The sequence below is a fragment of the Streptomyces macrolidinus genome, from assembly GCF_023887685.1.
Taxonomy (GTDB): Bacteria; Actinomycetota; Actinomycetes; order Streptomycetales; family Streptomycetaceae; genus Streptomyces; species Streptomyces macrolidinus.
This window is the reverse complement of record NZ_JAMWMR010000019.1, coordinates 20305-41950: the sequence shown is the minus strand read 5'-3', so window position 1 is coordinate 41950 and position 21646 is coordinate 20305. Positions and strand designations below refer to the sequence as shown.

Here is a 21646-nt window from a genome sequence, read left to right as displayed (position 1 = left end):
CAAGGCCGGTTGCGCGGTGGGGGCCGACTGCTCGACTGCTGTCAGGTGCTGTGATCGGGATCACGGCGCCCGGCTCGCCGTCAGGGGTCGCACGGGGGCGCGTACGAGAGGCGGGGGAGGTACTCGTGCCACTTCTCCGGGGTCAGTACGCCCCTCGTGGTCGAGCAGACACGGCGGATCGCCTCGTCGACGTCGAGGTCCCACAACCGGACGGTGTCGGCGCCGCTCGACACCCCGAGCATGTGGCTGTTGGGGCTGAACGACAGGAAGTTGCCCGTCCTGGCGTTGGGGCTCATCGACTGGCCGATGGGGGCGGCGGCGTCGGGCGCGGTGACGTTCCACAGCCGGACCGTGTTGTCGTCGCCGCCGCTGGCCAGTGTGCGGCCGTCCTCGCTGAACGTCAGCGACACGACCGCCTCGGTGTGGCCCTTCAGGCGGGCGGCCGGTCGCGTGGTGGACCCGGTGACGCTCCAGAGCCGGACGGTGTCGTCGTCGCTGCCGCTGGCCAGCGTGTGGCCGTCCGGGCCGAAGGCGAGCACGTTGACGGGGCCCAGATGCCCCGTGAGCGGCGCGCCGAGCCGGGTGGCACGGCGGGGGTCGGACACCTTCCACAACCGGACGGTGGCGTCCGCGCTGCCGCTGGCCAGGGTGCGGCCGTCCGGGCTGAAGGCGAGGGCGTTGACGTAGCCCTTGTGGCCGGTGAGCGGCGCGCCGAGCCGATGCGGGCGGGACGGGTCGCCGACGTCCCACAGTTGGAGGGTGTGGTCGTCGTACGCCGTTGCCAGCGTGCGGCCGTCCGGGCCGAAGGCCAGCGCGCCCGGACCGGCGAACCGAGTGCGCAGGGCGACGGGCGGCCCGTACGGGACGGGCCGGGCCGGATCGCCGACGTTCCACAACTGGACCGCGCTGCTTCCGGCCAGCATCGCGAGCGTCCGGCCGTCAGGGGAGAACGTCAGCGATCGCGCCACCTCGCCTTCCCCGGGTACGAACGGTCTGCCGAGCAGGACAGGGCGGCGGGGAGCGGCCACGTTCCACAGCCGGACCTTCTCGTCGCGTGCCGCCGTGGCCAGGACCCGCCCGTCCGGGCGGAACGCTCCGATGCCGCCGGTCATGTCCGCGGTCGGTATCGACCACAGGCGGACCTTGTTGTCGCCGCTCCCGGTGGCGAGGGTCTGCCCGTCGGGGCTGAAGCTCACGGCGTACATCTCTCCGCTGCTGCCCGCGAGCGGCTCGCCGACCTGTGACGGGTAGGCGGGATCGCTGACGTTCCACAGGCTCGCCGTGCTGTCCGCGCTGCCTGCGGCGAGCATGGTTCCGTCGGGGCTGAAGGCCACGGACCATACGGGACCGGTGTGACCGGAGAGCGGCGCGCCGAGCGGTGTCGCGTGCCGGGGATCGGTCACGCTCCACAACTGCACGGCGTTGTCCGTACTGCCACTGGCGAGAGTGCGGCCGTCGGGGCTGAAGGCCACCGAGTGGACCGTGCCCTGGTGACCGGTCAGCACCGCGCCGATCCGTCGCGCCCGAGCCGGATCGGCCACGTTCCACAGCCTGATCGTGTCGTCGTCGCCGCCGGACGCCAGCGTCGTCCCGTCGGGGCTGAACGCCACGGAGCGTACGGCGGCGGTGTGGCCGGTCAGCACGCGCAGCGCCGTCGGCCGGTGGGGGTCGGCCAGGTCCCACAGCCGAACGGTGCGATCCTCGTCGGCGGAGGCCAGCGTGCGGCCGTCCGGGCTGAAGGCGAGCAGGTAGACCGTGCCGGGGCCGCCGGTCAGGGGTACGCCGAGGGGGCGTGGGTGGCCGGGATCGCGTACGTCCCACAGCCGCACGGTGCCGTCGTCCGAGGCGCTGGCGAGGATGCGGCCGTCCGGGCTGAAGACGGCGCTGCTCACCCAACTCGTGTGGGCGGTGAGGGGCTTGCCCAGGCGCTCGGGCCGGGTCGGGTCCGTCACGTTCCACAGCCGGACGGTGCGGTCGTAGCTGGCGGTGGCCAGGGTCCGCCCGTCGGGGCTGAACGAGGTGAGGTAGACGGCTCCGGTGTGCCCGAGCAGCGGCGTGGCCAGCGGCGCGTTGACGGTCGACACCAACCGGCTGTTCGCGCCCTTGTCGTGCGGCCGCAAGCGGTGGGCCACCAGGTCGAGTTGGGCGGACAGGGAGGGGTCCGTGTCCCGGACGCGGTCGGCCTCGGCGAGCACCTGCTCGAAGACGGCGTCGTCCCGCTGGCGCCACGCGAGCGACGCCGAACCACCGGCCAGCACCGCCAGCACGACGAGGGCCGACACCGCGCCGCGACTGATCCAGACCGTACGCCTGCGCAGCCGCACGGAAGCGGCCAGGAACTCCACCGCGCTACGGGTCAACGAGGAGACCCCCGCGGCATGCGCCCACCGGCGGGCCTGCTCCAGGCGCGAACCCCGGTACAGCAGCGAGGTGTCGCGGTTCGAGCCCTCCCAGGCCCTGCCGTCCTCCTCGAGCCGCTGGCGCAGCAGATGGCCGTGCCGGTCCTCGTCGATCCAGTCCCGCAGGCGCGGCCACGCGTGGAGCAGCGCTTCGTGGGTGATCTCCACGGTCTCCGCGTCGAGGGTCAGCAGCCGGGCGCGCACCAGCGCTTCGAGTGACTCCTCCGTCTTCGCGGGGTCCGCGGATTCCGTCGTCAGCCGGCGCCGCGTCCCCCGCCGCCGGGTGGCCTGGGTGTCTTCGCCGAGCCGGACCAGCCGGAGCAGGAGCAGCCGCGCGGCCGTACGCGCCGCGGGATCGAGGCCGGACCAGGCCCGCTCGGCGGTCGCCGCCACGGCGCCCTGGATGCCGCCCGCCGCGCGATAGCCGGCCAGCGTCAGCCGTCCCGCCTTCCGCCGCTGCCAGGTGGCGAGCAGCGCGTGGGACAGGAGCGGCAGCACTCCCGCGTCATGCGCCCCGCGCGGGCCGTCGGCGCCGACTTCCCGGACGATCGACTCCGCGAGCCCCGGCTCGAGTTCCAGCCCCACGGCCTTGGCCGGGCCGGTCACCGCTTCCCGCAGCTCGGTGGTGGTCAGCGGCCCGAGCACCATATGACGGTGCTGCAGCGCGTCGGCGAGTTCGGGATACCCGAGGCACTGCTCGTAGAAGTCGGCGCGTATGCCGAGGACGACGCGTACGGGGGCCGGGTCACCGGGGGCGGCGGGCGTGCACGCGGCATGCAGGAGCTGGACGAAGGCACGTCTGTTCGCCTCGTCGGAGCAGAGGGTGAAGGCCTCCTCGAACTGGTCCACGATGACCACCGGACGCGCGGCGGCGGATGTCTCGCGCCGCGCCCATGCGGTGACGGCCTCCCGCACCGCACGGTCGAATTCCGCAGTGCCGGGCTCCGGCGCCGTCGGCTCCTTCTCGGCCGGGACGAGGCGCGCGAGTTCGGGGATGTGCCGGGTCAGTTCGGCGCAGGGATCGCTGCCCGGTACGAGGTGCAGGGCCGCTTCTCCCGCCCGGCCCGTCCCCTCGCCCGGCAGGCCGCGCTGCAGGGCGGGCACCAGACCGGCGCTCAGCAGGGAGGACTTGCCCGCGCCCGACGCGCCCACGAGCATGACCAGACCGCCGGTCGTCTCCGCCGCGTGGAGCTGGGCGACGAGGGCGTCCGTGCTCCGCGCGCGGCCGAAGAACCACCGGGCGTCCTGTTGACGGTACGAGGCCAGGCCCCGATAGGGGCATACGACGGGGACGCCGTCCGGGGCTTTGGGCGGCGGCCGTACACCGCGCGGCTTCGTGCCACCGCCTGCGGAGGGCCTCGTGGATGCCGCGGACGTCGTGGATGCCGAGGACGTCGTGGATGCCGCGGGCGGCGTGGCCGGTGCCGCTGTCGTGGAGCGATCGGCGACCGGGTCGGCCAGCGCGCGCTCCCACAAGTACCGCCACTGCGCCGGGTCGTACAGCCCCTCGGACACAGGCGTGGGCCGTGAGCGCCGCGCCTGGGGGATCACGATGTGCAGGACCGCCGCGAGTGCGACGAACTGGGCCGGCACGTTCCTGGCCCGCCGCCAGTCACTGATGCGCTGCGCGGAGACCCGTACGGGGCGCCCTCGGTCGTCCACCCACTGGAGTCGGTCGACCGCTTCGGCCACACGCTTGAGGGGAGGATTTCCGGCCTCCTTGTACAGCAGCGCCAGACGTTCCGCGAAGGCTGTGCGTGCCCCTGAGCCGGAACCCAAGGCCTCCACTCCTCAACTCCCCCTGCACCTGGACGTCCGGACCGGAAAACCCACTCTATATGGCTGACCTGCGGTTTCACCTGCGAGGCAAGGTCGGGATCTCCTCACCGGACAGCTCAGATGGCAAGATCTCGGCGCAGGATCGCATCAACCGGGCGTCGCCCGGTCAGGCTGCCGACTCCAGCGGAGACACTCACCGCGCCGCATGTTCTCGGCCGGATTTCGCCGAACTGACGGAACAGGGGCGGCAGTCTCGTCGCGAGAGTTTCGAGAGAGCCGTGGAGCCGGTCCCGACGGAACCTCTGCCGCACCGACCACGGTCCGGCCGTGTCCCCTCCGTACGGGTACGGAGCGATCTGCGCCGTCCGCCGTTCGGCACCGGTCCCCACGAGGGGAGGGACCGGTGCCGGACGCGACGGGCACGGCCCGCGCGGTCGCCGCGACATGGGAGAGGGGCTGCCGAGATCCTCGGCAGCCCCTCTCCCCTCTCCGTCGTTGTCAGTTGTCGCCGACGCGGGAGCCCAGGACGACGTCGGTCGTGTGGGACCGGCCGTCGCGCTGGTAGGTGACCGTGACCTTGTCACCGGGCTTGTGAGTCCAGATCTCACCGATCAGGGTCGGACCGCTGTCGATCACCCGGTCGCCGAGCTTGGTGATCACATCACCCGGCTTCAGACCCGCCTTGGCCGCGGGCCCGCCCGCCTCGACCGAGGAGGAGCCCCCCGCGGCCTCGTCGGTGATCTTCGCTCCGCCCGCGGACTCCTCCAGCGAGACCGAGGCCCCGATCTTCGCGTACACCGGCTTGCCCGTCTTGATGAGCTGCTGGGCGACGTACTTGGCCTGGTTGATCGGGATCGCGAAGCCCAGGCCGATCGAGCCGGACTGACCGCCCCCGCCGAACCCGCCGCCGCCGCTCGTGGACTGGATCGCGGAGTTGATCCCGATGACCGCGCCCCGTGCGTCCAGGAGGGGGCCGCCGGAGTTGCCCGGGTTGATCGAGGCGTCCGTCTGCAGGGCGCTCATGTACGACGCCTTGCTGCCGGAGCTGCCGTCGCTGGAGGCCACCGGGCGGTTCTTGGCGCTGATGATGCCCGTGGTCACCGTGTTCGACAGGCCGAAGGGGGCGCCGATCGCGATCGTGGTGTCGCCGACCACCATCTTGTCGGAGTCGCCGAGCGGGAGCGGCTTGAGGTCCGACGGGGCGTTCTTGAGCTTGATGACGGCGACGTCGTAGCCCTGCGCGTGCCCGATGATCTCGGCGTCGTACTTCTTGCCGTCGGGGAACGTCGCCGTGAGCTTGCCGCCGTCGACGGCCTCGGCGACGACGTGGTTGTTGGTGATGATGTGGCCCTGCTTGTCGAAGACGAAGCCCGTGCCCGTGCCGCCCTGGCCGTTGCTGCTCGCGGCCTCGATGGTCACCGTGCTCGGCAGCGCCTTGGCGGCCACACCCGCGATCGAGCCGGAGCGGACCTTGACGTCACCGCCGCTGGTGGCGGCGGAGACCGTCGTCGAGCCGTCGGCGTTGTCGTTCTTGGCGAACTGGTAGCCGATGCCGCCGCCCACACCGCCCGCGACCAGCGCGGCGACCAGGATCGCGGCGACCAGACCGCCGCGGCCCCTCTTCTTCGGCTGCGGGGCGGGCTGGTAGTACGACGCGCCCCACACACCGCTCGCACCTCCGCCCCCGTACCCGGGGGCGGGAGCCGGACCGGCCGGAGCGTGTGACGGCCATCCCGCCTCGGGGGCCGGGAAGCCACCCGACTGCGCGGCGGGCATCGGCGGGACCGGGGCCGCCTGCGCACCCTCCGGCTGCGGTGCGCCCACCGCGGCCGGTGCGGCTGGTGCGGCTGGTGCGCCACTCACGGGCGGAGCCGCAGGGGGCGTAATACCCTCCGCAGCCGGTGCCGCGGGCGGGGTGTCCTGCGCGGCCGGAACCGGCGTCCCACCGGCCGGCGCGGACCCTTCCCCGGCGGCGCCCGGCGCGGGAGCGGGAGCGTCCACCGGCACGGGAGGTGCGGACGGGGCCGGGGGTACCGCGTTGCCCTCGTTCTCGGTGCTCACAGCTCTTCTCCTCGTTCCACGGCTGGTTGTTCTGGATCGCACTCGGCCGCACTCGCTCGCTCCGCGCGGTGCCGGGCGCGCTTCGGCTGTGCATGGTGCTGGGGTACGTGCATGGTGCTGGGGTACGCCGTCAAGCTTTTCCCACAGGACGTCAGGCCACCGTAAGCGGTAACTGTGGGTCTCTGGCCGTCCTTTATATCGGACCCTTCCGAACACAGTTCTGCATTCCCGACACCTTGCCGACATATCGACGCCGCCTCCCGGCTCCGCACGCTCTTCCCCGCGGTGACACCATGACGCGGTGAGCCACGCACGACAGCATCCGATCCAGGTGGTCGCCCATCGCGGAGCCTCCGAAGAGGCGCCCGAGCACACTCTGGCCGCGTACCGGAAGGCGATCGAGGACGGCGCCGACGCCCTCGAGTGCGATGTCCGGCTGACCGCGGACGGCCACCTCGTCTGTGTCCATGACCGGCGCGTCAACCGCACGTCCAACGGTCGCGGCGCGGTCTCCGCCCTGGAACTCGCGGACCTCGCCAGCCTGGACTTCGGTTCCTGGAAGAGCCGCGACGAGGAGCCCGACTGGGAGCACCGGCCGCAGGACCCCGAGGACACCTCCGTCCTCACCCTGGAGCGGCTGCTCGAACTCGTCGCCGACGCCGGGCGGCCCATCGATCTGGCCATCGAGACGAAGCATCCGACGCGGTGGGCCGGGCAGGTCGAGGAGCGGCTGCTGGTCCTGCTGAAGCGTTTCGGCCTGGACGCCCCGAAGTCACCGGACAGGTCGCCGGTACGGATCATGAGCTTCTCGGCGCGCTCGCTGCACCGCGTGCGGGCCGCCTCGCCGACGCTGCCGACGGTCTATCTGCTCCAGTTCCTCTCCCCCCGGCTGCGTGACGGACGGCTGCCGGCCGGGGTCCGGATCGCGGGTCCCGCGATGCGGATCGTGCGCAGTCACCCGGGCTACGTCCAGCGTCTGAAGCGGGTCGGACACCAGGTCCACGTATGGACCGTGAACGAGCCCGAGGACGTCGATCTCTGCGTCGAGCTGGGCGTCGACGCCATCATCACCAACCGGCCGCGCGCGGTGCTGCGCCAGCTCGGCCGCTGAGCGGAACGGCTCCTTCCACCGCAGACCCCGCTGTAAGGGCCGATATGCAGCCACATGACTACAGGGAGTGCACCGGCGCGTTCGGTCCGTGTCCGACCGTCACGAGTGCGTCACCACACGTACAGGGGGCGGTTTCCGGCCCGTTCCGGTGGGGCATTCACACCGTGGCGTGGGGCGAAGGAGGTCTCGGGGGTGGCGTTGGTGGTGGCACAGGAGGTGCCCACGTCGTCGTGCATGGCCGTACCCCATGGTCCTGCGGGCGTGGGTGAGGCGAGACACCGGATGCGCGCGCAACTGCGTACCGGTGGCGTGTCGGAATCGGTCATCGACGATGCCGTACTGATCCTTTCGGAACTGCTCAGCAATGCCTGCCGCCATGGCAGGCCGCTCGGCGACCGCCCGGCCGGGGACGGCGATGTGCGCGCCGCGTGGCGCGTCGACTCCTCGGGTCGGCTCACGGTCGAGGTCACGGACGGCGGGGGCCCCACCCGCCCGGTCCCGGCGACCCCCTCGGTCACCGCGCGCGGCGGTCGCGGGCTGAACATCATCACGGCACTGGCCGAGGACTGGGGTGTCCGCGACGACGCGCGCGGCGAGGTCACGGTCTGGGTCGTCGTCCAGGACGACCTCGGCTCCACACACCGCCGCGAGGACTTCGCCGCGCGGGTGACGGCGCCCTCCGTGTCGGCCGGCCTGGACTTCGCGGACGCGTTCGACGAGGTCGACTGAGGCGCCGCGAGCGATACGGCAAGGCAATACGGCAAGCAATGCGACAAGCGATACGGCCCGGAGCCAGGCATCGTCATCGGGGCGCCCCGGAGCGTTGTCCACAAGATCCCGTCGGCCGCCGTACGAGGCACTAGGCTCGCGCCCGTACGAAACGAGCCGTAACCGGGAGACACCCAGATGGCCAAGAAGCGACCCCAGACCAAGGGCAAGCGCCCGCAGCCCGCCACCGGTGCCCCTGCCACGGGCACCGAGGGGACCGTTCCGGTCGTCGGCGCCCGCGAGCCCTGCCCCTGCGGCAGTGGCCGCCGCTACAAGGCCTGTCACGGCCGGGCCGCGGCCCACGCGGTGACCGAGCTGGTGCAGCGCCCGTTCGAGGGGCTTCCCGGTGAGTGCGACTGGGTGGCGCTGCGCGAGCTGGTGCCGGCGGCGACCGTCGAGCTGAAGCTCAAGGACGCCCTCCCCGAGGGCGTCCCGTCGGTCACGCTCGCGACGGTCCTGCCGATGGCGTGGCCCGCGCTGCGCCGCGAGGACGGCTCGGTCCTGCTCGGCCTGCAGAACGACACGGCGTCGGGGGACCTCAGCCGCGATCTCGCGGACACGCTCCTGCGCGCCTTCACCGTGGCGCCCGGTTCGCCCGTGGAGGGCCGCCGCGCGCCCGCCGACGGCCCCCGGCTCCAGGATCTGCTGGACCCCGAAGGCGCGTTCGAGCCGGTCGTCCACAGCGGCTTCGAGTTCTGGGTCCCCGACCCGGAGAACGCGACGCCCGAGGTGGCCGCCTCCCTGGAGCGGGCCAACGAGGCCGCCATCCCGACCGTGAAGCTCACGGCGGCGGACGCGGCGTACTGGTGCGAGACCCCGGAGAAGAACCACCTGCGGTGGGTCATGCCGCACCCCGAGGAGCGGCTTCTGGACGCGCTGGCCCGGCTGCACGCGGCGGGGCAGTCCGGCCTCGGCGAGGGCACGCGCCTGGTCGGCTCCTTCCGCGCGCACGGGCTCACGGTCCCGGTCTGGGATCTGCCGGGCGAGATGGGGGCGGAGGACCTCGAGAAGCCGGTGGCCGAGTTCGCCGAGCGCCTCGCAACCGCCCTGGCCTCGGACGCGCCGCTCACCGCGGAGGAGCGCCGGGCGCGCGGCGGACTGACCAACCGCCAGGTGACCCTGAGCTGACGCACGCCGTGGGCCGACCGCCCGGTCGGCCCACGGCGTCCGGAACGGGTGAGACCTGTCACACCGCACCGCTGTGACAGGTGAGCCGGTGTCCGAATAGCCGAGATCGAATTTGCGAATAGCCGATCTCTTGTTACCGTTCCATTAGCCCGGTTGCTGGTGCATCCCCCGTCGCCAGCAACCGGGCCTTTCCATACGCGATGTACGGCACGGAACTCCGTCAACCGACGTACGAGGCCGCCGCGTTACTCCCCGCCAGGCCCGCCAGGGTCACTTCCCGAGCGCAGCAGCAGTGGTCCGCCGCCGTCACCGCGGGCGAACTCCGCGACCGCCGAGTACTGCGCCGCGTCGCCCGTCATGAGCAGTCGGGGCGTCTCACAGGTCTCCGGGACGCCCCCCGCGCCCACCGCGCACCGCGTCTCGACGGCACGGCCGCCGGGCCCCATGAAGCTCAGATACGAACTCAGCTTCCCGCCCGTGGTGTTGCGGTAGTACGTGCGCGCCCAGATGTCCCGCCCCTGGACGAGGACGCAGGTCTGCGCCTCGACGCCGTCGGCGGAGGTGAGCTCCGGGCCGCAGCGGACGGTGGTGGACAGACCGAGTCCCCACGGCCGGGAGGGGGCGAGGACCGCAAGCTTCGCGTCATCCTGCGGCGGCGGGAGGGCGACCGTGCGGTCCGTGTCGCCGACCGGTCGGGCGGACGCCATGGCGAGCGGCAGCACGGCCAAGGCCGCCACCAGACCCAGCAGCGCGTGCAGCCGGGCCCTGTGGGGGTCGGGCCGACCGGCGACGCGAACCGGCGAGCACCGCTCCCCGCACCCACCAGGACGAAACAGCATGGGGCCGAAGATATCGACCGCTCACGGGCGCCCGGTCCGCCGCGCGCCCGACACCCCTAGAACTCCGGAGCGCTCACACCCGTACGAGTGAGGGCCGTGACGACCGCGTCCACGACGGCCTCCACGTCGGGGACCCAGGGCGCGGCGGAACCGGGCAGCGGCGCCCGCTCCCAACGGACCTCCCCGTGCCCCGTCCTGGACGGAGGCAGCGCCAGATAGCCGCCCTCGCCATGGAAGCGCAGCGACCCGGGGACGAAGTCCTTGGCGTAGAGCAACTCGCCGAGCTGCTCCATGGAGTACGGCGCCACCAGGATCGCCCAGCGGTGCGGTGCCGCCACGACCGGGCCGAGGCGCATGCCCGTACGGTCGAGCGCGGCGAGCGCGCGCGAGGCCGCGAGGGCGGGCAGGCTCACCGCGCAGGGCGCCGCGCCCCCGGTGGCCAGCACGATCGGCGCGGTCGGCCGGTTGGTCCACCACCAGCGCACCATGCGCTCGTCGGTGGTGGCCGCGAGCAGCCCGGGGTCGAAGGGATGGGCTCCGGGCACGGTGCACTCCGGGTCGGGGCACCCACAGCGGGCCCGGCCTCGCGTACTCGGGGCCACCCCCGGGAGAACGGGCCACTGCCACTCGGTCGCGAAGGTCAGGGCCGCGCCGATCACCTCAGGTCTCCCGCCGTTCCGCCCGGACAGGAGCCTGCGTCGCCTTCCGAGGATCTCGCGCATGAGCGCTCGTTCCTTTCCGTTGCACGCCTGGCAACACCGAGGGCCACATCACACCATGTGTCGATCACTTCGCTGTGCGTACCTGCCGGTGCATCACGCCCCTGCTCCGGACAAGGGGAACCCCTGAGGTCGAGCTGGGACTGCGTTCGTGTCCGTACTGCGCCCATCAGCAACCTGGGCTTGGCGCGGGGTGGCGGCACCTGGCGTTTCGCCGTCCCGCTCGTGCTCGCCGCCTCCGTCACGGGAGGGTGGGGCTCGGCCGTCGATGGTTAGGACGCCCGGGTCCGGCGCCAGGTTCCGGGTGACCCCGAACCGCCCCTGGCCTTCACCGAGTACGTACCCATCACGACCGTTGTGACGCTCTGTCGAACAAGGTCAGTCGACCGCAAGAGGGCGCCACCCGAGGCCGTTTCAGGCCAACTTCCCTTCTCCGTAAGAACACAGGAGAGCCGCGCGGACACCAGGAATCCCCGCAGGACAATGCTGGACATCCCCTCACAAGTGCGTGTACATGTGGAGCCACTGCTCGCGACGCAGAATGACATGGGGGTTTTGCGATGCTATCGAGCACTGTGCGTCGGTCCGAAGGCCGGACGCCATGAACGCCCCTCACCCATCGAAAGTGGCCGGAATCGATTCAACGGTTCCCTCACCCGCACACACTGTCGCGCCCGCAACTGCCCTCTCGGCCGCCTCATCGGCCCCCGCGGACCCCGCGGCCGTCCAGGACCGACTCGCCGGCTGGGTCTCCGACCTGACGACCCTGCACGAACTCACCGAACGCCTCGCGCGCACCGACTGCCTCACCGAAGCGCTCCAGGAACTGCTGCGCGCCGGAGCCGCCCTCGTGGGCGCCCGGCGCGGTCTCGTCGTCCTGGAACCGTGCGACGGCCTCGGCCCCGACACCACCATCGGCCTCGGCCTGGGCCGCGCCGACCTCGGACACATCGAGACCGTGCCGCGCAGTTCCCTGTCGTACGGCAGGATCCTCGACGGACTGCCGGGCGGCGAGCGCGAGATCGCCCAGCCCGACCTGTTCTCCGAGGACGGGCTCGACCCCCGCCACCGCGAGGTGGCCGCCCGCCTCGGCTACGCCGCGAGCTACGCGCTGCCCCTGTCCAGCGACGCCGCGGGCCGCCTCGGCGCCGCCGTCTGGCTCTACGACGAACCCGCCGAGCCGGTCGACCGCCGCCGTCATCTCGTCGGTCTGTACACGCGCTACGCGACCGAGCACCTGGCGCGGCTGATCGAGACCGAGCGCGCTCGCACGGCCATGACGACGATCTGTGCGGAACTGCTTCCCTCCCGGCTGCCCCGGGTCGCCGGGGTCCAGCTCGCCGCCCGGCGCCGCAGCGGTGCGCGCGGCGGCGGCGACTGGTACGACGCGCTGCCGTTGCCCGACGCCGCGCTCGGACTCGCGGTCGGGTCCGTGACCGGGTCCGGGCCCGGCGCGGTCGCCGCCATGGGCCGGCTGCGGGCCTCCCTGCGCGCGTACGCCGTGATGGAGGGCGAGGACCCCGTCGCCGTCCTGTCCGATCTGGAACTGCTGCTGCGGCTCACCGAGCCCGCCCGTTCGGCCACCGCCCTGTTCGCCTATTGCGAGCCCGCGCTGCGCAAGGTCACCCTCGCCGGGGCCGGACACAGCCCGCCCCTGGTGATCGGCGCCCGGCGCACGGAGTTCGTGGAGACCTCCCTGTCGGCGCCCCTCGGGATGCTCGCCTGCTGGGAGGCGCCGAGCATCGAACTGGCCGCGGAGCCCGGCGAGACCGTGCTCCTCTACACCGACGGTCTGCTGCGCCGCACCGGCGACCCCATGGACCGCGCCTTCGCCCGGCTGCACGCGGCGGCGGCGAGCGTGCCGAGGCCGATGCGCTGCGACCCCGGAGCCGTCGCCGACCACGTCCTGCACAGCATGCTGCCGGGCGGGCTCGACGGGGCGGACGGCACCGAGGACGTGGTGCTGCTGGCGGCCCGGTTCGAGTGAGTCCCCGAGCTCACGCTTGATCCTTTGGTCACGGTCCGTCCGGCTCTGGGCCCTCTTCCGTACGACCGTACGATGGGGAAGGCCCAGTGCCGTAGCAAGGAGGATGACCGTGGCAGAAGAGCTCCCGGAGACCCCGGAGACTGCCGAAGAAGAGCCGATCAAGCAGCGCAAGAACGGCCTGTACCCGGGCGTGTCCGACGAGCTGGCCGAGAACATGAAGTCCGGCTGGGCCGACACCGAGCTGCACGACCTGCGGCCGATCGCCCAGTCCGCCGAGACCGCGGCCCGCCGCGCCGCTCTCTCCGCACGCTTCCCCGGCGAGCGCCTGGTGATCCCCGCGGGCAATCTGAAGACCCGCTCCAACGACACCGAGTACGCCTTCCGCGCCTCCGTCGAGTACGCGTACCTCACGGGCAACCAGACCGAGGACGGCGTCCTCGTGCTGGAGCCGGAGACCGCCCCGGACGGGACGGACGGCCACCGGGCGACGATCTATCTGCTGCCGCGTTCCAACCGTGAGAACGGCGAGTTCTGGCTCTCCGGCCAGGGCGAGCTGTGGGTGGGCCGCCGCCACTCGCTGGCCGAGGCCGAGCAGCTCTACGGCATCCCGGCGTCGGACGTGCGCGAACTGCCGGAGCAGTTGGCCGAGGCCACCGGAGCCGTCCGCGTGGTCCGCGGGTACGACGCCGGTATCGAGGCCGCCCTGCGCGACAAGGTGACCGCCGAGCGGGACGAGGAACTGCGCGTCTTCCTCTCCGAGATGCGTCTGGTCAAGGACGCGTTCGAGGTCGGCGAGCTGCAGAAGGCCGTCGACTCGACCGTGCGCGGCTTCGAGGACGTGGTGAAGGTCCTCGACAAGGCGGAGGCCACCTCCGAGCGCTACATCGAGGGGACGTTCTTCCTCCGCGCGCGCGTGGAAGGCAACGACGTCGGCTACGGCTCGATCTGCGCCTCCGGCCCGCACGCCTGCACGCTGCACTGGGTGCGCAACGACGGCCCGGTCCGCTCCGGTGACCTGCTCCTGCTGGACGCCGGTGTGGAGACCCACACGTACTACACCGCCGACGTCACGCGCACGCTGCCGGTCAACGGCACCTACAGCGAGCTGCAGAAGAAGATCTACGACGCCGTGTACGAGGCCCAGGAGGCCGGTATCGCCGCGGTGAAGCCGGGCGCCAAGTACCGCGACTTCCACGACGCCGCGCAGCGCGTGCTGGCGGAGAAGCTGGTCGAGTGGGGCCTGGTCGAGGGCCCGGTGGAGCGGGTCCTGGAGCTGGGCCTGCAGCGCCGCTGGACGCTGCACGGCACGGGCCACATGCTCGGCATGGACGTCCACGACTGCGCGGCGGCGCGGACGGAGACCTACGTGGCCGGCACGCTGGAGCCCGGCATGGTGCTCACGGTCGAGCCGGGTCTGTACTTCCAGGCGGACGACACGACCGTCCCGGAGGAGTACCGCGGGATCGGCGTCCGGATCGAGGACGACATCCTGGTCACGGAGGACGGCAACCGGAACCTGTCGGCCGGTCTGCCGCGCCGCTCCGACGAGGTCGAGACGTGGATGGCGTCCCTGAAGGGCTGACACCGCGCTGACACGGCCCTCATGACCACGGTGTCATCACGGTGTCATGGGGGGAGGCCGATCGCGGGCGATCACATCGCCTGCGGTCGGCCGACGTGTGTCCGGTGCCCTTGCGCCCTGCCGACGGCCCTTGGTCAGACGGCCACCGCGGGGGCGCCGTCCACCCACTTCAGGATCTTGTCGAAGCTCACCACGGCTCCGCCCCGGTCCGGTGTGTTGCCGATGTGGACGTGATCGGCGAGTTCCCGGATGAGGCCGAGGCCCCGGCCGTGCTCGGCGTCGGCGTGGACGGTCCGAAACGCGGGGCGGGGTCTTTCGGCGGCGAACCCCGGGCCCCAGTCGGCGACTTCGATGCGGCACGTCTCGCCGTCGAGGTAGGCCGTGACCTGGTACACCTCGGGCCGCTCGCCGCAGGCGGGGTCGCCGCCGTGCTCGACCGCGTTGGCACAGGCCTCGCTCAGGGCCACGGACAGATCGTGGGAGACGTCCGGATCGACGCCCGCGGACTCCATCGCGCCCAGCAGGAGCCGACGGGCGAAGGGCACACTCGCGGCTTCGCACGGCAGATGGAGTGACCACCAGATGCTCATGCTCCAGCCTCCTGGCCGTGGCTCGACATACCGTTACGTATTGCCGCGAGTGCCCCGGCGCAATCACCCGAGCGAGGAGATCCCGCCCGTGCGGCGGATGTGCCCGAAGCCGGATCGGTGTATGGACGGGCGGCCCGCCAGAACGTGATCTTCCGGGCCCGCTGATGCGATGACCGCATCTGCGCCAACTTGTGGACCTGCCGTACGAAGCCGGTCGGACCAGTGGGATGATGAGGCCGCCATGAGTGCCCTCCCCCAGCGCACGGCGCGCACCGGATGCGATCTCCGGGTTCTGCGGGCCGCGGTGTTCGCCGCGGTCTGTGTCGCGCTGGCCGCGGCCGGGCACGGGCTCGCCTCCTGCGCCGCCGTCCCGCTGTGGACGCTGGGCGCCGGGTTCCTCGGGATCTTCGTCGTCGCCACCGCGCTGGCGGGGCGCGAGCGCTCGCTTCCGGGTATCGCCGCGCTCCTCGTGGCGGGCCAGGCCGTGCTGCACACGCTGTTCGGGCTGGGGCAGCACTCCACGGCCGTACCGATGGCGCCGGGCGCCACGCCCGACGCCACGCTGGTGGAGCGGGCCGCGCGCATCGTGTGCGGTGCCGGCACGCTCTCCCCCGTACAGGCCCAGAAGATCCTCGCCGACGCGCGGATCGGTACGGGGACGGGTGCGACCGCCCCGCACCACCCGGACGCCCTGTCCGCCGCGGGCGGTTCATGGTCGGCGATGCTGCCGTCCGTGCCCATGCTGCTCGCCCATGTGCTCGCGGGCGTCGCGGCCGGCTGGGTGCTGCGCCGTGGGGACCTGGCGCTGCTGCGGATCGTCCGGCTGTCCGCGCAGGAGATCGCGGACGGGACGCTCGTACGGTCCCTGCGGTCCGTGTGCGCGCTGGTGCGCGCCTTGCTGGCAGGGCGCCCCGCGGAGTCCGGGACGGGGCCGCTTCCCCCGCGCGCCTGGTTCCTCGTACCCCCGAAGCCGCGGACGACCGCGCTTCAGCACACGGTGATCCGCCGCGGACCGCCGTCCTCCACTTCGCTCGCCCTCGCTGCCTGACGCGCCGCGCCGCTCACCCCACTCGTCTTCGCCGAGGGGCCGCCGCCGTCGTGCGGCACGCGCGCGTACCCGTGGCCCGCTCCCGCGGTGGGGCCGCGCGCACGCGTCCTTCTCCCCGTCCACGGACTTCTCACTCGAAGTGGAGTGCCCCTGTCATGAAGAGCCCTGCCCTGAAGATCCTCACGCCCTCCTCGAAGCTGTCCCGCCTGGCCGCCGTCGGTGCCACGGCCGCGTCGGCCGTTCTCGTCCTGTCCGGGCCCGCGTTCGCGCATGTGAGCGTGCAGCCGGAGGGCGAGGCCACCAAGGGCGGTTACGCGGTGGTCGACTTCAAGGTCCCGAACGAGCGGGACAACGCCTCGACCAAGAAGCTGGAGATCAGCTTCCCGACCGACCATCCGCTCCCCTCGGTGATGCCGCAGCCGGTCGACGGCTGGAAGGCCGAGGTCACCAAGTCCAAGCTCGACAAGCCGGTCTCGCTGCACGGACAGCGGATCGACGAGGCCGTCACCAAGGTCACCTGGACCTCCACCGGCAAGGGCATCGAACCGGGCTACTTCCAGAAGTTCCCGCTCTCGATCGGCCCGCTCCCGGAGAACACGGACCAGCTCGTCTTCAAGGCCCTCCAGACGTACTCCGACGACCAGGTCGTGCGCTGGATCGAGCCGCAGCAGAAGGGGCAGCCCGAGCCCAACAACCCTGCCCCGGCGCTCGAACTGACCGCCGCCTCCCGGCAGCAGGGCGCCAGCGCCGAGGCCGCCTCCACCTCCGGGGACCAGGGCACCAAGGCGACCTCGGGCAGCAACAGCGACACCACCGCCCGGGTCCTCGGCCTCGTCGGCATCGTCATCGGCGCGGCGGGCGTCGCCTACGGCGTACTGGCCGGGCGTCGGCGTACCCCCGACGCCGCCTGACGACCGAATCGTCTCCGCGGGCCCGCGCCGGGCCGTACGACCACCGCCGTGAGGCAGGGCGTACGACCCCGGCGCCCACCGGCCCCCTCACCTCTGGAACATTTCTCTATGCGCACCAAGAAGACACTCCCTCTGGCCGGCCTTCTCGCCGCCGTCGCCCTCACCGTCTCCGCCTGCGGCGCCGACAGCGGAAGCGACAGTCCGGTCACCCAGGTCTCCGCCGAGGCCGGCTCCGACAAACCCGGAACGGTCCTCGACCAGCCGTTCGAGAAGCCGGATCTCGTCCTCACCGACACCCACGGCAAGAAGTACGACCTCCGCGCGGAGACCAAGGGCAAGCCGACGCTGATCTACTTCGGCTACACCCACTGCCCCGACGTCTGCCCGCTGACGATGAACAACCTCGCCGTCGCCAAGAAGGCGGTGGAGCAGAACAAGCAGCTCACTCAGGCGCAGAAGGACTCGCTGCGGATCGTGTTCGTCACGACCGACCCCCAGCGCGACACACCCGCCGCCCTCGGCACCTGGCTCAAGGGCATCGACCCCGACGTGGTGGGCCTGACGGGTGACTTCTCCACCATCCAGGCGGGCGCCCGCACCCTCGGCATCAGCATCGAGGCGCCGAAGAAGGAGAAGGACGGCAAGATCGTCTCCATGCACGGCTCCCAGGTCATCGCGTTCTCGCCGAAGACCGACGCGGGCTATGTGGTGTACGGCGAGGACACCACCGTCGACGACTACACCAAGGACCTGCCCAGGATCATCGAGGGAGAGAAGCCGTGAACCACCGCCTCATCGGCCGAGCGGCCGCGATCACGGCGGCGGGGGTGCTCCTCGTGGGCTGCGGCAGCGCGGAGGGCTCGTCCTCGTCCTCGTCCTCGGACAAGCCGGAGTTGAAGATCACCGGTGCCTATATGCCCGTGCCCGTCAGCAGCGACATGGCGGCCGGCTTCTTCACCGTCACCAACTCCGGGGGCGCCGACACCCTCACCTCCGTCACCAGCAGCCTCGCCGAACACGTGACGATGCACTCCACCGAGGACGGCGCGATGCGCGAACAGAAGTCGTTCGCCGTACCCGCCGACGGCGCGCTCCGTCTGGAGCGCGGCGGCAACCACCTCATGTTCGACATGCTCGCCCACAAGCCGAAGGAGGGCGAGAAGGTGTCGCTGCGGCTGCACTTCGCCACCTCGGGGACGATCACGGTCGACATGCCGGTGAAGCCGGCCACCTACGCCCCGAAGACCGGGCACTGAGGGAGAGACCGCTGTGACGCAGACCATCGCTCCCGACAGCCCCGTCCGACGGACCGCGCGCGCGTCCACCCGGCGCCCGCAGCGGCTCCGGACGGTCCGCGGACTGCTGGTCCTGCTGCTCGCCGTCGCGGGCGCGCTGCTGGGCGGGGCCGCCCCCGCCTCCGCGCACGCCGCGCTGACGGGCAGCGACCCCGCACAGGGAGCGGTGGTCGACACAGCGCCTACCCGGATCTCGCTCACCTTCTCCGAGCAGGTCGCGTTCTCCGACGGCTCACTGCGGGTCCTCGACCCGAAGGGAGGGCGCGTCGACACGGGCAAGCCGGTCGCCCTGAAGGGGACGACGTACGGAGTGAAGCTGCGCGCCGGGCTGTCCGACGGCACCTACACGGTCACGTACCAGGTGGTGTCCGCGGACAGCCATCCCGTGGCGGGCGCCTTCACGTTCTCCATCGGCGCCCCCTCCGCGACCACGGTCCAGGCCTCCGGTCAGGCCGTGGGCGGCGGAGTCGTCGGCGGCCTCTACGGGCTCGCGCGGTACGTCGCGTACGCGGGGTTCGTCGTCCTGGTCGGCGGCGCGGCCTTCGTCCTGGCCTGCTGGCCGCGGGGCGCCGGGGTGCGGGCGGTGCAACGGCTCGTGGCCGGCGGGTGGGTGGCGCTCACCGCGGCGACGCTCGCGCTGTTGCTGCTGCGCGGCTCGTACACCGGTTCCGGGAAGGCGGCCGACGTCTTCGATCTGTCCCTGCTCGGGCAGGTTCTCGAGACCAAGTCCGGGGCGGCCCTCGTCTCCCGGCTACTGCTGCTCGCCGTGGCGGCCCTGTTCCTCGCGGTGCTCTTCGGGGCGTACGCGAAGCGGGACGCGAAGGCATCCGGGACCGTCGAGCAGCGGGATCTCACCCTCGGACTCGCCCTCGGCGGCACCGCCGTCGCGGCCGGTCTCGCGACGACCTGGGCGGTGGCCGAGCACGCCTCGACGGGGATCCAGGCCGGTGTCGCCATGCCGGTCGACGTCCTGCATCTGCTGGCGGTCGCCGCCTGGCTGGGCGGGCTCACGGCCCTGCTGGTGGCGCTGTACCGGGGGCCGTCGGTCGACGCGGCAGCCGTACGGCGCTTCTCGCAGGTCGCGTTCACCAGCGTGATCGTCCTTGCCGCGACCGGGATCTACCAGTCGTGGCGCCAGGTCGGCTCATGGCCGGCGCTGACCGGGACGACGTACGGGCAGCTCCTGCTCGCGAAGGTCGGCCTGATCGCCGTCCTCGTCGCCATCGCCCGGATCTCCCGGCGCTGGACGGCACAGCTCGCGCAGCAACCGGCGGAGGTGGCACGCCCCAAGTCGGCGACGGCGGCGGCCAAGGCGCGGCCGAAGGGCGCTGCCTCGCGCGGACAGGGCGCCGCCGCTTCCGGCAAGAAGGTTTCCGGCAAGAGGGATTCCGACAAGGGGACTTCCGGCAAGGGGGCTTCCGGCCGCCGGGGAGCGGGCACGGCCCAGGACTCCTCGGGCTCCCGTGATCCCCGGCGCGCCGCCCAACTGGCCCGGCAGCAGGCCGCCATGGCCGCGGCACGCACCAAGCAGCTCCGGGACGCCGACCCGCTCCGCTCCGGACTGCGCCGTTCCGTACTCGCCGAGGCGGGCGTCGCGGTCGTCCTGCTCGCCGTCACCACCGCGCTGACGAGCACCGAACCGGGACGCACCGAGGAGGCGGTCAAGGCGGCCACCCCCGCCACCGCGCAGGCCTCGGGTCCCGTGTCGCTGCGCCTCCCCTTCGACACGGGCGGCCAGGACGGCAGGGGCACGGTGGACCTCACCCTCGACCCGGCCCGCGTGGGCGGCAACGACCTGCATGTCTTCGTGGTGCGGCCGAACGGCAAGGCCTTCGACGTCCCCGAGGTGAAGATCGCCTTCACGCTCAAGGCGAAGGGCATCGGCCCCCTGCCCATCACCCCCGAACACATCACCACCGGTCACTGGTCGAAGAGCGGTGTGCAGATCCCCATGGCGGGCGACTGGGAGATCGCGGTGACCGTGCGCACATCCGACATCGACCAAGTGACCGTGAACAAGAACGCGAAGATCGGCTGAATCACCATGGCTGACCAGTCCACGCCCCGCGCGTCCTGCGAGGGCGTCCCCTCTCAGCAGGGCCGGGGCCGCCGCCCGGCCGAAGGCACCAAGAGCGCCGGTTCCGTCCCCGACGCCCCGACGGCCGCCGAGCCCGACCGCTCCGCCCCCGCGGCGGGGATCTCACGGCGGCGGCTCCTCGGGACCGCGGGTGCCACCGGGCTCGCGCTCGGGGCCGTCGGCGGGGCCACCGGATACGCCGCAGCGCCGTCCGAGAAGGCCACGCCGCTGACGTCGCTCGGCGCGGACCGGGCGATGTTTCACGGGAAACATCAGTCCGGGATCACCGACGCCCTTCAGTCCCGCGGCCATGTCGTCGCGTTCGACCTGGCGCCGGGCGCGGGCCGCAAGGAGGCCGCCGCACTGCTGCGCCGCTGGTCGGCGACCGCCGAGCGGCTGATGGCGGGCGAGAACGCCCCGCACGACGACACCGCTGTCGCCCGGGACGCCGGACCGTCGTCCCTGACGATCACGTTCGGATTCGGGCACAGCTTCTTCTCCCGTACGGGACTTCAGAAGCAGCGCCCCTCCGCCCTGGACCCGCTGCCCGCCTTCTCCTCCGACCGGCTCGACGCGTCCCGCAGCAACGGCGACCTGTGGGTGCAGATCGGCGCCAATGACGCGCTGGTCGCCTTCCACGCCCTGCGCGCGATCCAGAAGGACGCCGGGAGCGCCGCCCGGGTCCGCTGGCAGATGAACGGCTTCAACCGCTCACCGGGCGCGACCGCGCGGCCCATGACCGCGCGCAACCTGATGGGCCAGGTCGACGGGACGAACAACCCGAAGCCGGAGGATGCCGACTTCGACCGGCGTGTCTTCGTGCCCGCCAAAGGCGAACCGGTCTGGATGGCGAACGGTTCGTATGCCGTCGTACGCCGGATCCGCATGCTCCTCGACGACTGGGAGAAGCTCGCGCTCCCGGCCCAGGAGGAGGTCATCGGGCGCCGCAAGTCCACCGGGGCACCACTCAGCGGCGGCACCGAGACAACCGAAATGGACCTGGAGAAGGCCGGCCGCGACGGCAAGCTGGTCGTGCCCCTCAACGCGCACGCGCGCATCACCCGGCCCGACCAGAACGGCGGCGCCGCGATGCTCCGCCGCCCCTTCTCGTACCACGACGGCAACGCCGCGGACGGGACGCCCGACGCGGGGCTGCTGTTCATCTGCTGGCAGGCGGATCCGCTGCGCGGCTTCGTACCGGTGCAGCGCAAGCTCGACCGGGGGGACGCGCTGTCGCAGTACATCCGCCATGAGGCGAGCGGTCTGTTCGCGGTGCCGGGCGGGGCCGCGAAGGGGGAGTACGTGGGGCAGCGGTTGCTCGAGGGGTGAGCGGCGCGCGTGTCCCCCGCAGG

General features: G+C 72.3%; 16 protein-coding genes. 11 read left to right on the top strand and 5 right to left on the bottom strand.

Features of this window, described 5'->3' with window-relative positions; genetic code table 11:
* Positions 1-80: 80 nt before the first annotated feature.
* Both NGF19_RS20415 and NGF19_RS20410 read right to left on the bottom strand, forming a co-directional pair.
* Positions 81-4187 carry an nSTAND1 domain-containing NTPase gene (locus tag NGF19_RS20415; protein ID WP_252426506.1) on the bottom strand — a complete coding sequence of 1369 codons (4107 nt, stop codon included), beginning with the start codon at positions 4185-4187 and terminating at the stop codon, positions 81-83.
* Between the two features lie 489 nt (positions 4188-4676).
* Positions 4677-6239: a S1C family serine protease gene (locus NGF19_RS20410; RefSeq protein ID WP_252426505.1), complete on the bottom strand. Its 1563-nt coding sequence runs from the start codon at positions 6237-6239 to the stop codon at positions 4677-4679.
* Between the two features lie 301 nt (positions 6240-6540).
* Between NGF19_RS20410 and NGF19_RS20405 the strand changes: the two genes are divergently transcribed.
* The 3 genes from NGF19_RS20405 (at position 6541) to NGF19_RS20395 (ending at position 9246) form a co-directional block, all read left to right on the top strand.
* Positions 6541-7350, top strand: coding sequence for a glycerophosphodiester phosphodiesterase (locus NGF19_RS20405; RefSeq protein ID WP_252426504.1), 810 nt, complete (start codon positions 6541-6543; stop codon positions 7348-7350).
* A gap of 105 nt (positions 7351-7455) precedes the next feature.
* Positions 7456-8079 carry an ATP-binding protein gene (locus NGF19_RS20400; protein ID WP_252426503.1) on the top strand — a complete coding sequence of 208 codons (624 nt, stop codon included), beginning with the start codon at positions 7456-7458 and terminating at the stop codon, positions 8077-8079.
* 177 nt (positions 8080-8256) lie between these two features.
* Positions 8257-9246, top strand: coding sequence for a DUF5926 family protein (locus NGF19_RS20395; RefSeq protein ID WP_252426502.1), 990 nt, complete (start codon positions 8257-8259; stop codon positions 9244-9246).
* Positions 9247-9491: 245 nt separating this feature from the next.
* Here NGF19_RS20395 and NGF19_RS20390 read toward each other — a convergent pair whose 3' ends face one another.
* Positions 9492-10085 (bottom strand): hypothetical protein, encoded by a 594-nt coding sequence (locus NGF19_RS20390; protein WP_252426501.1) that lies wholly within the window; start codon positions 10083-10085, stop codon positions 9492-9494.
* A gap of 56 nt (positions 10086-10141) precedes the next feature.
* Positions 10142-10807: a bifunctional DNA primase/polymerase gene (locus NGF19_RS20385; RefSeq protein ID WP_252426500.1), complete on the bottom strand. Its 666-nt coding sequence runs from the start codon at positions 10805-10807 to the stop codon at positions 10142-10144.
* Positions 10808-11429: 622 nt separating this feature from the next.
* On the opposite strand from NGF19_RS20385, the gene NGF19_RS20380 reads away from it, so the two are divergent.
* Complete coding sequence (locus NGF19_RS20380; RefSeq protein WP_252426499.1) at positions 11430-12791, top strand: SpoIIE family protein phosphatase; 1362 nt, start codon at positions 11430-11432, stop codon at positions 12789-12791.
* A gap of 109 nt (positions 12792-12900) precedes the next feature.
* Positions 12901-14373: an aminopeptidase P family protein gene (locus tag NGF19_RS20375; protein ID WP_252426498.1), complete on the top strand. Its 1473-nt coding sequence runs from the start codon at positions 12901-12903 to the stop codon at positions 14371-14373.
* Between the two features lie 134 nt (positions 14374-14507).
* Here NGF19_RS20375 and NGF19_RS20370 read toward each other — a convergent pair whose 3' ends face one another.
* Positions 14508-14963, bottom strand: a complete 456-nt coding sequence (locus tag NGF19_RS20370) for an ATP-binding protein (protein WP_252426497.1) — start codon at positions 14961-14963, stop codon at positions 14508-14510.
* Between the two features lie 241 nt (positions 14964-15204).
* On the opposite strand from NGF19_RS20370, the gene NGF19_RS20365 reads away from it, so the two are divergent.
* The 6 genes from NGF19_RS20365 (at position 15205) to efeB (ending at position 21623) form a co-directional block, all read left to right on the top strand.
* On the top strand, positions 15205-16011 hold the full coding sequence (locus NGF19_RS20365) for a hypothetical protein (RefSeq protein ID WP_252426496.1): 807 nt from the start codon (positions 15205-15207) through the stop codon (positions 16009-16011).
* Positions 16012-16166: 155 nt separating this feature from the next.
* Entirely contained in the window at positions 16167-16922 is a 756-nt protein-coding gene (locus tag NGF19_RS20360) for a YcnI family copper-binding membrane protein (RefSeq protein ID WP_252426495.1), read from the top strand.
* 108 nt (positions 16923-17030) lie between these two features.
* Positions 17031-17705, top strand: a complete 675-nt coding sequence (locus NGF19_RS20355) for an SCO family protein (protein ID WP_252426494.1) — start codon at positions 17031-17033, stop codon at positions 17703-17705.
* Positions 17702-18178, top strand: coding sequence for a copper chaperone PCu(A)C (locus NGF19_RS20350; RefSeq protein ID WP_252426493.1), 477 nt, complete (start codon positions 17702-17704; stop codon positions 18176-18178). The genes NGF19_RS20355 and NGF19_RS20350 overlap by 4 nt, the downstream gene beginning before the upstream one ends.
* 13 nt (positions 18179-18191) lie before the next feature.
* Positions 18192-20255 carry a copper resistance CopC/CopD family protein gene (locus NGF19_RS20345; RefSeq protein WP_372505703.1) on the top strand — a complete coding sequence of 688 codons (2064 nt, stop codon included), beginning with the start codon at positions 18192-18194 and terminating at the stop codon, positions 20253-20255.
* 6 nt (positions 20256-20261) lie between these two features.
* Positions 20262-21623 (top strand): iron uptake transporter deferrochelatase/peroxidase subunit, encoded by a 1362-nt coding sequence (gene efeB, locus NGF19_RS20340; RefSeq protein ID WP_252426492.1) that lies wholly within the window; start codon positions 20262-20264, stop codon positions 21621-21623.
* Positions 21624-21646: the final 23 nt, after the last annotated feature.